General features: G+C 45.5%; 10 protein-coding genes. 4 read left to right on the top strand and 6 right to left on the bottom strand.

What is annotated here, in order from left to right; translation table 11 throughout:
* The first annotated feature begins 3 nt into the window (after window positions 1–3).
* Window positions 4–498: a hypothetical protein gene (locus NSQ55_RS04605; protein WP_339171571.1), complete on the top strand. Its 495-nt coding sequence runs from the start codon at window positions 4–6 to the stop codon at window positions 496–498.
* 96 nt (window positions 499–594) lie between these two features.
* On the opposite strand, the gene NSQ55_RS04600 is transcribed toward NSQ55_RS04605, so the two are convergent.
* A complete protein-coding gene (locus NSQ55_RS04600; protein ID WP_339171568.1) occupies window positions 595–1,647 on the bottom strand; it encodes a copper amine oxidase N-terminal domain-containing protein in 1,053 nt (350 codons plus the stop codon).
* 186 nt (window positions 1,648–1,833) lie between these two features.
* On the opposite strand from NSQ55_RS04600, the gene NSQ55_RS04595 reads away from it, so the two are divergent.
* The gene (locus NSQ55_RS04595; RefSeq protein ID WP_076129603.1) at window positions 1,834–3,291 is read left to right on the top strand and encodes an amidase family protein; all 1,458 of its coding nucleotides are present in this window, start codon (window positions 1,834–1,836) and stop codon (window positions 3,289–3,291) included.
* Window positions 3,292–3,297: 6 nt separating this feature from the next.
* Here NSQ55_RS04595 and NSQ55_RS04590 read toward each other — a convergent pair whose 3' ends face one another.
* The gene (locus tag NSQ55_RS04590; protein WP_339171564.1) at window positions 3,298–3,621 is read right to left on the bottom strand and encodes a YciI family protein; all 324 of its coding nucleotides are present in this window, start codon (window positions 3,619–3,621) and stop codon (window positions 3,298–3,300) included.
* A gap of 102 nt (window positions 3,622–3,723) precedes the next feature.
* Complete coding sequence (locus NSQ55_RS04585; RefSeq protein WP_036680784.1) at window positions 3,724–4,281, bottom strand: DUF1273 domain-containing protein; 558 nt, start codon at window positions 4,279–4,281, stop codon at window positions 3,724–3,726.
* Window positions 4,282–4,481: 200 nt separating this feature from the next.
* On the opposite strand from NSQ55_RS04585, the gene NSQ55_RS04580 reads away from it, so the two are divergent.
* Window positions 4,482–5,171: a hypothetical protein gene (locus NSQ55_RS04580; protein WP_339171561.1), complete on the top strand. Its 690-nt coding sequence runs from the start codon at window positions 4,482–4,484 to the stop codon at window positions 5,169–5,171.
* Window positions 5,172–5,248: 77 nt separating this feature from the next.
* On the opposite strand, the gene NSQ55_RS04575 is transcribed toward NSQ55_RS04580, so the two are convergent.
* Window positions 5,249–7,279, bottom strand: a complete 2,031-nt coding sequence (locus NSQ55_RS04575; protein ID WP_339171559.1) for a beta-galactosidase — start codon at window positions 7,277–7,279, stop codon at window positions 5,249–5,251.
* Window positions 7,280–7,398: 119 nt separating this feature from the next.
* On the opposite strand from NSQ55_RS04575, the gene NSQ55_RS04570 reads away from it, so the two are divergent.
* Complete coding sequence (locus NSQ55_RS04570; protein WP_254848824.1) at window positions 7,399–8,232, top strand: AraC family transcriptional regulator; 834 nt, start codon at window positions 7,399–7,401, stop codon at window positions 8,230–8,232.
* Window positions 8,233–9,231: 999 nt separating this feature from the next.
* Here NSQ55_RS04570 and NSQ55_RS04565 read toward each other — a convergent pair.
* Both NSQ55_RS04565 and NSQ55_RS04560 read right to left on the bottom strand, forming a co-directional pair.
* Window positions 9,232–11,223, bottom strand: a complete 1,992-nt coding sequence (locus NSQ55_RS04565; protein WP_339171555.1) for a beta-galactosidase — start codon at window positions 11,221–11,223, stop codon at window positions 9,232–9,234.
* Between the two features lie 137 nt (window positions 11,224–11,360).
* A complete protein-coding gene (locus NSQ55_RS04560; protein ID WP_339171552.1) occupies window positions 11,361–12,662 on the bottom strand; it encodes an extracellular solute-binding protein in 1,302 nt (433 codons plus the stop codon).
* Window positions 12,663–12,678 lie beyond the last annotated feature (16 nt).

Raw genomic sequence — 12,678 nt, 5'->3', positions numbered from 1 at the left:
TATATGCTTACTTTTGAACAAAAATTAGCGATTCTCGACTCTTACCCCCAGCTGGAACGCAAAAACGTATCCCTTGGGCGCGTGAACTATCACTACGAGGAAAGCCAGCATGATAAGAAAACCGTGGCTTTTCACCTGCATCCAAATGGTAATGGCTATGTGTTTGCAGGCTTACTGCGGGGCCACGAGACAGACGATAAGGGCTTCGTGAATATTCGCGACTACTCGGAATCCGAGCTGCGTAGTTTGCTGGATGCCTCCATCACCTCACTGTCTATTTACATTCCTGATGCTCCTGTAGCCAGCAAAAGAAAGAAAAAGGCTGCGGCAACTGCCGATACACTCTGGACTAATGATGAGGGCCAAACCCTAACCCTAAAGCTTGAGGATGATTTATGGTATGTCTATGCCGACCTCAATCTGGAGATGGCGTTTGAAACGCTTGAGGAAGCTAAAGAATATTTAGCGGAAGAGGGATTTACAGCAGCGCAGGAGTAATTGTCAGACTTTAATCTACACACTCACAACAAAAGAGGTGTCTGAGCAGCCATTTATTTTGGCCGTTCGGACACCTCTTTTCTAATAAAACGATCCTTAATATACAGGTTCCGTATATATGTAACTATAAATACCCAAATCGAGCTCGGAAACCACTTCATAATCTAGTTGGAATTCTATAGTCTTATTTGATAGACCTCCTACAAAATAACCGCCCTCCACAACCAACCTATCCTTCCCTCCAACTGGGGCGACCAAGATCAGCTGTTCAGCTTTATTGGCTGGGATCACAAAGTTTTGCAGCCCACCCGTCTGATCTTGAATATATTTACGGATAGATACGAGGTTACTGCCTAATTCCGAGAGGCCGGAATTGTCGTTCCGCCATACATCAAGCGCATCTTGTTGGGATTGGTTGGAACTGACACATGCCTGATTAACTGAAAATTCAGGGATTTTATATATATTCCCGCCAATATTATCGATAACTACTTTATGGGTTACTTCCGTACAATTTTCAATTTTCAGAGTCGGCATGGGGTCCTTTTCCTTTGAGAATGTCTTTATGATTTTTTGATCACCAGACTTAAAATTTATTGAGATGTCTTTATTATCCATGTTAGAAAATTCGAGCAAGCTATACAACTGATTATTTTTAATTCCGTAGTGCTTTACGTTTATAACAAACCTGTTTCTCTCATCTGATAACGATTTTGATTGCTCTTGGCTTCCTACTGAAATTGTTCTGTTGACCGGGGCAATAATCTTCTCCTCGGCAACTGGTGAGGTTATGTAAATAGATTTTGTACCTTCATCCCAAGTGACACTACTACCCAACACTTCGCTAATAAATCTTAAAGGGACGAGTGTATTATTTTGAAAATTGATACCCTTAATGTTAATATCCCCTTTAACCGCTGAGACCGACTTCGCATGATTATCCCATTTAATAGTTGCGCCTAAAGCTTCAAAGATCGCCCGCATAGGTACGTATGTAACTCCATCTTTCAGTATAGGACTTACATTAAAATGTAATTGCTTACCGTCCAAATAACATTTGAGATCACTGTCTTCCGCAAAGGCTTGACTTGAAGATAAAACAGCAAAACTTATCATCACCACAAAAAAAAGTGATAATTTTTGAAGCAAAGTTGTGGTTTTTCATGTTCTTAATTTAGCTCCTAATCTAGAAAAATAAAAAAATTACAATGCACACCTGAATATATCAAATGGCCAATCAAAATGTAAGTCTAAAAAGAAAACTACCAACGACACCCAAATTATGGTTAGATGAAGGAGAAGCCATATCCTAGAGGGAAAGAAGCGTGAACGCATATGAGTTTTGAAATCGTAGAGGCCACCATACCGGACATCCAAGCCGCATTAGAAGCCGGAGAAATTACGTCAAAACAACTAGTTCTCATGTATTATGAACGCATTGCTGATCACGACAAAAACGGCCTGACGATTAACTCTGTACTGGAGATTAATCCTGATGCGTTGTTTATCGCAGAATCTCTGGATGTGGAACGGGCAATTAATGGCCCACGCGGCCCCCTGCACGGGATACCTGTGTTATTGAAAGATAATATCAATACTGGGGACAAAATGCATACAAGTGCGGGTTCGCTGGCTTTGGCGAATTCTTTTGCCGGGGAAGATGCGTTTATAGTTACCAAGCTGCGTGAAGCCGGCGCCATTATTATGGGTAAAGCCAATATGACCGAATTCGCCAATTTTATGACGAACGGCATGCCCTCCGGTTACAGCTCCCGCGGCGGGCAAGTCCTTAACCCCTACAATATTTCTACGCCAACCGGCGGCTCTAGTGCGGGTTCAGCAGTAGCTGTCGCTTGTAATTTCTGTACGGTCTCTGTTGGCACAGAAACTTCGGGATCGATTCTTAATCCCGGTAATTTGGGCTCCATCATCGGCATTAAGCCAACCGTGGGGCTGCTCAGCCGTTCAGGAATCCTGCCGCTCTCCAATACACAAGACACCGCAGGCCCTATGGCTAGAACCGTTCATGATGCCGTGTTACTGCTAAACGCCATGCTGGGCAAGGATCAACGCGATGCAGCTATGGGAACAAATACAGGTAGAATCCACGAGGATTATACTGTATTCCTTGATCCGAATGGTTTGCAGGGCGCTCGAATTGGGATACCACGTGATTATTATTTTGAGGAGCTCACAGATGAGCAGCTTGCTTTGTTCAACGCTTCCGTCGACAGGATGAGAGAGCTTGGAGCGACCATCATTGATCCTGCAGATATTAAGACCGCCCGGGAAATTAGTTACTCTTCGGTGGTATTAAACGAATTCAAAACAGCACTGAATGCTTATTTATCTCATTTGGGCCCCGGAGCACCTATGCGAACCTTGAAGGATATTATTGATTTTAATCATGCACACCCTGTGGAGACTTTGAGATTTGGTCAAGCTACATTAATAGATGCGGAATATACCTCCTCCGGCACACAAAGTGAAGCTCAATATTTACGCCATCGTGCGACTGACCTGAAGCTGTGCAAGGAAGAAGGGATCGATGCCACTATGAAAGAATACAATCTGGATGCCCTGCTGTTCCCTGCCGATTTTGGCGCCAGAATTACTTCCAGAGCAGGATATCCGTCCATCGTCGTTCCTTCTGGATACACTTCGGCCGGCGCTCCCTTTGGTGTAACCTTCTCAGCAAAAGCTTATCAGGAGCCTACGCTTATCAAGCTAGCCTATGCCTATGAGCAGCATTACAAGGTGCGAAAAGCACCTTCGCTAAAAAGCTTCATTTGATTAAACCTATTCCTGAAGTGGAACAATACCTAAATGCCTGTTTCCCTCATGGGACAGACTCCATGTACGCACTTCATAGCTACGAATGCCAGACAGCACGTAAGGATCTTTTTCGGCAAGGAGAACGGCTTCTTCGCGTGAGTTCGCTCTTACAATAACCATACCGCCAGGACAATCACTAAAGGGACCACACAGCACTAATTGTCCTTTACGGTCCAGCTCTTGTAAATGCTTAACATGACCACGAATAATCTCCATGTCTCTACGGTCTTGATTCATCGGGCTAAGCAAAATAACATAACAAATATCTGCTTGATTGACCTCACTCATCCTATTCTCCGCCTCTCGTTCAAATAGAAACTAAAGCCCGTAACGGTGATTTCCCAATGCCGATTCGGGCTTTTTTATTTCGCGATGTCTTCGTTCGTAGCTTTATTCATAATCTCGCTGATTTTCTTCATCGGCAATATTTTGAATCTCATCAGAATGAATAAGAAACAGCTCGTAGTCCCCCTCTGCATGCAGCTTCAGCGCTCGTTCTTTAAAAAACTTCGGGCTGCCTTCCGCCGCATCCTCATCATAAAAGAGCAATATCCCGTCACTTTTGCGGAACAACAAGTCATCTCTGGCCCTGAACTGCCAGCTGCCGTCATAAGGGGCATTACTGACCGCCCTGCAAAAGTCCGCACCCGCAATAATACGTCGGTATTCCTCCTGCTTCTCTTCCTTCCACTTCTCTTCCTGTCCAGTATGCGCCGTAATGATCCCCAATTTCAATTCAGGATATTGAGTCTTGAGTTCACATACCACCTCACAAGCCCAAAGATCGACACCATACTGGCCGGGGGTAATAATCCATTCGACGCCTTCTTCAATTAGCGGCTTTAATCTGTTAGACAGCGCCTTTTTGATATAAGGAATTCCCGGATGCTTATTGTCAAAAATACCGAGCTCATGCGCACGGTAGCCTGTTACGAGTAAATTCTTCATGTACTGCCTCTTTCCCTGAACGTTGGTTATCTCTTACCATGACTTACCTTTGTAGAGTTTTATCCCACTTATATGATTATTATATAGCATTTACATGATCTATTTCTTTAGGCAAACTTTCAGCTGATCTTAAGCAACCTTTCAGAACCGTCTGATATATTTCTCCTAATCAATCTAAAACTATTAAGGAGAGAAAATAAATGAAGAAATTAATACCGATTATGATCTCAGGAAGTCTACTCGCTTCTCTACTATTGGCTGGCTGCAGCACCAATTCGGAGTCCGAAGGAACAGCTGTTACTAATAACCAAGCGAACACGGCACCCGCAGATAACGCTGAGGCACAGCAATCTCAAGGAAACGGCAATCAACAAAACGGCAGACCCGGCATGTCCATGAATTTCGGCAAGATTAAGAGTATTAGCGACAACACAATTACAATCTATACGTCAGAAATGCCTTCCCCGCCCGCACAAGGCACTGGAGATACGGCTGGAGCCGATATGCAGAACGGCCAGGCTGGTACTCCACCGGAAAGACCCGAAGGTGATCAAGGCTCAGAAAACGGTACACCTCCAGAGGGGGGAATACCGGAAGGCGGAGCCCCTGACGGCGGTGGACAAGGTGGTGGACCACAGGGAGGTGGGATGCAGCAAACCTTCTCCGAGGAAACCACAGATATTACAATTGATGCTGATACCAAAATTGTAACGGTTACCTTCGACAATGGCACGCGTCAGGAGAACACGATCAGCTTAGCTGACCTGAAAGCTGATGACATTATCCAATATACGCTGAAATCCGATTCCACTTTGGCGGAGAGCATTACCTTAAGCAGCGGAAACCCCGGCGGATCCGCTCCAGACGGTAGCACGGGCAGCAGCAGCTAATCAGTTTCTTCACAACAAAAAAACTTTCCGGGGACAAGCTATACCCGGAAAGTTTTTTAAAAATCGTATACTATAAACTATTTTTTATCCGACAAAATCAATACTCCACGACCCGGTACAACTGCTGAACCACTGATTACATTACCTGTCAGTAGATCAGTACGCTCAGCTGCCCCAATATCCGCGCTTAAATCCCCGGCAGTGTGGTTCAGTAAGAACAAGTAAGATACGCCATCCTTCACACGTTGAACAGATTCGATACCTTCCGGTGCAGTTACCAGCGGTTGAATGTTCTTTTCGGCACATAGATTCGCTAAGAATCCTTGTAGGAATCCAGCTTCTGGGCTAGTCGCCAAATAATAAGCTTTACCTTCGCCAAATTTATTCACAGTCAATGCAGGCATTCCTTTATAGAAATCAGAACCGTACTCCGCCAAAACTTCTGCCCCTTCGGCATGGATCAGATCGCAGAGCAGATCACATTTATAAGAACCACTCAAGCTACCCCACGTTTTATCCAGCACGAGTTCATTGCTCATACCTGGCAGTAATGCATCGATTTCCTCTGCCCAAATTCCAAGCACTTTACGCAATTCGCCTGGATAACCTCCAACCGTCACGAGGTCGTTCTCATTAACAATACCGCTGAAATAAGTTGTAATGAATGTGCCGCCCGCTTTTACAAAGGCTTCAACCTTCTCTGCAAAACCTGGCTTGACCATGTACATTACGGGTGCGATAACAATTTCATACTTGGACAGGTTCTCTTCGACCCCGATCATGTCGGCTTCGATATTTTGCTGATACAGCGCATCATAATATTTGTGGACTTCATTCACGTAATCCAAGGCAACCGACGGACCGCTTGAGAGATCAAGCGCCCAACGATTTTCCCAATCGTAGATGATCCCTACTTTAGCTGCACTGCGCGCATCCAGTAGTTGATCTCCAAGCTGCTCCAGCTCTTTACCCAGCTCAGCACATTCACGGAATACCCGTGTGTGTTCATGACCCACATGCTCAATTACCGCTCCATGATACTTTTCACAAGCCCCTATCGAACGACGCAGTTGGAAGAACAACACAGTATCTGCACCACGCGCCACAGCCTGGTAACTCCATAGACGCATAACGCCTGGACGTTTCAAAGAGTTGTACGGTTGCCAGTTCTGCTGGCTCGGTGTTTGCTCCATCAGCATGAATGGTTGGCCATTTTTCAATCCACGCATAAGGTCATGTGTCATTGCTGTAAAGCTGACCGGTGTGTCCAGTGAAGGATAGTTGTCCCAAGAAATTACATCCATATGCTTGGCCCACTCAAAATAATCCAGCTCCGGATAAAAGCCCATCAGGTTCGTTGTAACAGGTACGTTGGCGCTGTGTTCTTTGATCGCTTCGTATTCGATTTTGTAACATTCGAGCAAGCTATAAGACATAAACCGGCGATAGTCCAACGAGATTCCTTGGAAGTTAGTACGGTTACCGTTCCATTCTTCACTCAGCTCATTTGGCACCACAATTTCTTCCCAATCATAAAACGTATGTCCCCAAAAGCGTGTATTCCAAGCCTTGTTCAAAGCATCCAGCGAACCATAACGCTCCCTCAACCAGACACGGAAGGCAGCAGCGGACTGTTCGGAATAATCATAGCCACCATATTCATTAGAAATATGCCAAGCTACCAGTGCCGGATGATCCTTGTAGCGTTCTGCCAGCTTACCAGCCAGCTTCGCTGCATACTTGCGGTAAACTGAACTGTTCGGATTGGAGTTATGACGTCCGCCGAACTTACGTTTTCTGCCCTGCACATCGACACGGGTCACTTCAGGATAACGATGAGCCATCCAAGCTGGATGTGCTCCTGTTCCTGTAGCTAGACATACATAAGTTCCATTTTTATATAGTCTATCCATTAATTCATCCAATGAGGAGAAATCATAAGTATCTTCGGAAGGTTGGATTAAAGCCCAGGAAAACACATTAATTGTGGCAACATCAATTCCCGCCAGCTTGAACATCCGTTCATCCTCAGCCCATACTGGCGCATCCCATTGCTCCGGATTGTAGTCTCCACCGTACCAAATTTTAGGTAATTTATCGTTAATCACACTTCGCACACCCTTTATAGTATAATTATATATCTATTGTAAATGGTTAAGGTTGCCCTTTAAATATAAAATAATATCTCATACATATAAGAATATAGAACTAACAGGAGAGGATAACATTGTCCGAAATCATGCATCGCAGGATCGTATTCGTCCATGAAGGTGGACAGCACTTGCCAATCACTTTAGACAGTATGGGGCACAATCATGATCAGGAAAAAGTATCCCGCCCCGATGGTTATGACACGTATCATTGGCTTCAAACCTCAGAAGGTGAAGGGATCATCCATTTTGACAATAAAACCTTTTCCCTGCCCGAAGGCAGCGGCGTATTACTACTTCCTTATACACCCCATCGTTATGAGGCTTCCACCAAAAACTGGGGCACCTATTATCTAACGTTTGGTGGCGATTCGGCACACTCTATTTTGGAGACGCTTGGGATGAATAGTAATTCTTTTTACCGTTGGGAAAATGAAGCGCCTCTCCCAAATCTGCTGAAGGAAATGCTGGATCGTCATGATGCCTATCAGGATATGTTTGGTCTCGGCGCCTCCACAGATGCTTATCGTTTTTTGCTTACTTTGAGTAAATATGGCCAGCTTCAAAATAATACGGCGATTTCCCGCAATGTAGATAAGCTGCAGCCACTGCTAAAATGGATGGACAGCCATTATGGCGATCCTGATCTTGGACTGAACGATCTAGCCGATGAACTAGGCGTATCTGGGCGCTATCTTAACAACCTATTCGTCCAAACTTTCGGACTCTCGCCTTATGCCTATTTCGTACGGTTACGCATCCGCAAAAGCAAAGAAATGCTCGTAAGCCAACCCGATCTTACGGTAAAAGCTATCTCCCAGCTAGTCGGCTTCCGCGATGTCAGCCATTATGTAGCCACATTTCGCAAGCAATCCGGGACTACGCCGGAGCAATTTAGACGCCTGCATTAAACATGCCCCGCCTACTGTGGAAAAATTGCTCGCTGGGAATATGCGGCTAGAACGTAGTAAGAGTATGGTATGCGCTACTATTGTGTAGAAATGGGCGGTACGGTGAAGTGCGGTACGGTACGGTGGCTGGGTGCATTTGGCTGCGAGTGTACGGCACCTCTGAGATGGATCGTGCAGATCTGCTCATGGTTCCATTGTGGAAATTTGCTCATGGTGGACTCCATGTGGGAATCTTGCTCATGTTGGGACTCCATGTGGAAATCTGCTCATGTTGGACTCCATGTGGGAATCTGCTCATGTTGGGACTCCATGTGGAAATCTGCTCATGTTGGGGACTCCATGTGGAAATCTGCCCATGATGGGGACTCCATTGTGCAGCTCTCTTCAGTTCAGTATGAGTAAGTCAGACGAAATAATTGCACTTTGTACACTTAAAATAGCCTGCACGGCAGAAATTATCCATATAAGTGTATTTTGTGCAACTATATTCTCGGAATATGGCCTTGCAGCGGGATTAGCCAATTTTTAGCTGCACAAAGTGCAACTAAAACCAATTAAATACTCCAACACTTCAAATAAGTGTACGAAGTACAACTATTTTCTGTTGTGCTTCTGTTAAAGTTTCTGCATGCCCTACTCCACTCATTTTTTACTCCACACTTCCACTTACTTCACTATTCCTCCCCCACACATTCCCCTACACCGCTCTTCACCAACCTCACTTTACCCTACTCCACACATCCCTCACTCCATCTTCACCAACCTTCACTTCACCCTACTCCACACATCCCATATTCCATCTTCACCAACCTTCACTTCACCTTACTCCACACATCCCTCACTCCATCTTCACCAACCTTCACTTCACCCTACTCCACACATCCCTCACTCCATCTTCACCAACCTTCACTTCACCCTACTCCACACATTCCCCTCTCCACTTTCCCCTCTCCTGCCACACTCCCAAACCCACTCCAAAATCTCTTTACTCAAAACCACTCAAATCTCCAGCACCTCAACACCATACGGCTCGAGCTGGAGCTCTCCCGATCGAATCTTATTATCCAGCAGGCTGCTGTATTCTCGTAGCAATGGAACGATCACCGACTCGCGGCTCAGGTTAAGCAGGAACAAGAAGCTTCCCTGATCTCCAGTCCGCACGGAGGCTTGTACTCCGTTTGGCAATCCTTCAAAGCATAACAACCCTTTTTCCTTAGCCAGGTTCTCCAATAGAACTGACCAGTATTGCTCTTCCGCATGGGTTCCAAAGTAATAAACCTGACCTTTGCCGAAGGAATTAACAGTTACAGCGGGTGTGCCGCGATAGAAATCATCACCATACCAGGCAATTGGCTGAGCCACTACAGGTCGGAGGATGTCGCACCACTGCGTACATTCATATGGGTTACCCTCCGCATCCACGATGACATGTGTTTCAACGCCAATCGGATCATACTCCAGCACTTCAACGCCGGTACAATAGCTCAGCTGCCCAGGCAGCGGTTGCATGACTGCGATGTTGTTTATATTTTTGACGCCACTACGGTTGGTGATCAGTAAGGTCCCGCCAGCGAGGGCAAAATCCTCCAGATTACGTACGATCTCCTCATCCAGCAAATATAAATTTGGAGCGATTACTACTTTGTATCCATCAAGCGGTTGTCTGAGGTCGATAACATCGCAGCCCATGCCAAGCTTGGTCACCGCCCGGTGAATCTGCTTAATGTTCTCATAATAATCAAAGCCCTCTGCCTGCGGCTGAATATCCAGCGCAGCCTTCTCTTCATGAGAATGGAGGATAGCCACTTCGTTTTTCAGCATCGTTCCTTGGAGCTTGCCGCTCAGCCCATTAACCTCATGACATAGCTGCGTGAACTCCGCTAATCTGCGTCCGGGAACATTGCTGTGATCAATCAGCCCGTGCCAGAATTGTTCTGCTCCTGAAGTTGCACTTCTCCAGCGAAAATGAACAACAGTATCCGCACCTCTAGCAATCGCCTGCCATGCATAGGCACGAATCAGTCCCGGATAAGGGGTTCGCCACATCGGCATCCAACAACCCGGAGATCCACTCAGCTGCTCCATGATCCAGAAGTTTTGGCGTTTGATGCCACGGGTTACGTCCAATGAAAGTGCTCCGCTATAAGGCGTTGTCTCTTGTTTGGTTGGCGAAGTATTCGGATAATAATCAAACGCAGCCACGTCCAGATCTGCACCCACCGCGTACATATCGAGGCGCTGCGGATAGCTGTGAAAGTTATGGGTTATGAAATGCTCTGGACAAATCATACGCAAAATATTGATCTGCGCTGTCTGAAACGCTACCACCGAATCCCACTGAAACCGCTGAAAGTCCAATAGAAAAGATGGATTCTGATGAGGTGATCCGCCCAACGGCACGGTAAGCTCATTCCAATCGCTGTACTCCCCGCTCCAAACAACGGTTCCCCATTCTGCATTGACCTCAGCCAGTGTTCCGTATTTAGCTTGTACCCATGCTCGAAAAGCAGTATTACAAGCGTCACAATGACAATCCAACATGCCAAATTCATTATCAGTCTGCCAGCCTATGACAGCCGGGTGTTCACTGTAACGCTCGGCAAGACGCAGAATAATACGGCTGCCATACTCACGCAGCGATGTGCTGTTATAGCAGCGGTGTCCACGTACCCCCGGGTGAAAAATCTCTCCATTAGCAAACACCGGAAGCACATCCGGAAATTTCGTCGTTAACCATCTTGGCGGTGTAGCTGTTGGCGTACCCATCACAACCTGCAGATCATATTGATGAAAAAGGTCCAGCGCACGGTCCAGCCACTCAAACTGGTAATTCCCCTCAGTTGGCTCCAGTCGGCTCCATGCGAACTCAGCAACCCGGACTACTTTAACACCTGTTTCTTTCATCAACTTGATATCTGGTTCCCACATGGATTCATCCCAATGCTCCGGGTAATAGTCCACACCCATCTGAACATGATCATATCGTTTCATTGGCGCTTCTCCCCATCCCTTGATAATCAGCCCTGTTTCCCAAAAAAAGCGCTCCCCGTCTCAAATTGATGAGGTATACGGAGAGCGCTTCTGTTAACCACTAATATCCATTAAATCTTCTCTATAATGTGCTTTACTTATTTTTTAAGCTTGTCCCATGCAGCTTGCATACCAGTCATCCAACCGTTAACGTCAACCTTGTCAGCAATGAACTGTTGAATCACGCTGGCAAATTCTTGCGTTACACCATCAGGGAATTTAGAGGATTGCAGGCCATAAACTTTGTTTTCTTTTACATAGTTCCATACGTCTGCTCCAAGCATACCGATGTCTCCAGGTGTTGCTTCGATTGTGGACAAAGCAGGGATGAATTTCCATTTTTTAACGATGTACTCTTTACCCATATCGGAAGTTACCAACCAGTTCAAGAACGTTTTGGCTTCTTCTTTAGAACCGGATTCTTTGTTGACTACAAGGTTCGCAGGGATACCAACAGTCATTTTGTCATTCTTCTCAGCATCTTCATTGATTGGCATAGGGAACATGCCAATGTTCATATCAGGAGTGATGTTATCAACAAGAGTTTGTGCCCAGTTACCTTCTTGCATCATTGCAGTTTCGCCTTTTGCGAACATTGCCAGGTGAGTGTTAGCATCTGTGGTCAAAGGATTCTTTTGTCCGTATTGTAAAGTCAGTTTGAGATACTTGCTCCACTCTTCAAACGTTTTATTTCCTACAATTGTACCAGTTCCTTCATTCAAACCTTTGATGAATTCATCTACATTATCTTGTTGTGCAAAGGCTACGCTGATCCCTTGGTTACCTAGCAGCCACCATTCCTGATATGCATTACCAAAAGGAGTTACGTCGATAGCTTGCAGCTTTTTAGCTGCTTCTTCAAGCTGTGACAATGTTTTTGGAGTTTCAGTGATTCCCGCTTTAGCGAACAAGTCCTTGTTATACACAATACCGATACCCTCAAGGTTCATTGCCATACCGTATACTTTGCCATCTTTAGTCATAGGCTCTGCAGCCATAGGAATCAGATCTTTTACCCAAGGTTGGTCGGACAGATCTTCCATCTTGTCTCCCCAAAGTTCCATTTCTGCATATCCACCATTGGAAAAAATATCAGGCGCATCGCCGGAAGCGAATTTAGTTTTCAATGCTGCTGCGTAGTCCGCACCACCACCAACTGTTTGGATATCCAGCTTGATGTTAGGGTATTCTTTTTCGAATTCTACCTTAAGCTCATTGAGGCCTTCTACGATTTCAGTTTTGAATTGGAAGATCTTAACGGTCTTCACTTCACCTGAATTTGTGCCAGCGCTTCCATTTTGTGAGTTACTAGAAGCGTTATTATTACCACCACATGCCGTTAGAGCTAAACTCATTGCCATTACTGCTGATAGAGCAACTGCGGAGTGTTTCTTCTTCATTATATATTCCCCCTTA

Origin of the sequence: Paenibacillus sp. FSL H7-0943, assembly GCF_037963265.1 — a bacterium.
GTDB classification, from domain to species: domain Bacteria; phylum Bacillota; class Bacilli; order Paenibacillales; family Paenibacillaceae; genus Paenibacillus_AQ; species Paenibacillus_AQ odorifer.
The sequence above is the reverse complement of the archived record's forward strand: the minus strand, read 5'-3'. Positions and strand labels throughout refer to the sequence as shown.

What these genes read in the sequence shown, in the direction of transcription:
- NSQ55_RS04605 (WP_339171571.1), top strand. Translation starts at nt 4, where the DNA reads ATGCTTACTTTTGAACAAAAATTAGCGATTCTCGACTCTTACCCCCAG.
- NSQ55_RS04595 (WP_076129603.1), top strand. Translation starts at nt 1,834, where the DNA reads ATGAGTTTTGAAATCGTAGAGGCCACCATACCGGACATCCAAGCCGCA.
- NSQ55_RS04590 (WP_339171564.1), bottom strand. Translation starts at nt 3,621, where the DNA reads ATGAGTGAGGTCAATCAAGCAGATATTTGTTATGTTATTTTGCTTAGC.
- NSQ55_RS04585 (WP_036680784.1), bottom strand. Translation starts at nt 4,281, where the DNA reads ATGAAGAATTTACTCGTAACAGGCTACCGTGCGCATGAGCTCGGTATT.
- NSQ55_RS04580 (WP_339171561.1), top strand. Translation starts at nt 4,482, where the DNA reads ATGAAGAAATTAATACCGATTATGATCTCAGGAAGTCTACTCGCTTCT.
- NSQ55_RS04565 (WP_339171555.1), bottom strand. Translation starts at nt 11,223, where the DNA reads ATGAAACGATATGATCATGTTCAGATGGGTGTGGACTATTACCCGGAG.
- NSQ55_RS04560 (WP_339171552.1), bottom strand. Translation starts at nt 12,662, where the DNA reads ATGAAGAAGAAACACTCCGCAGTTGCTCTATCAGCAGTAATGGCAATG.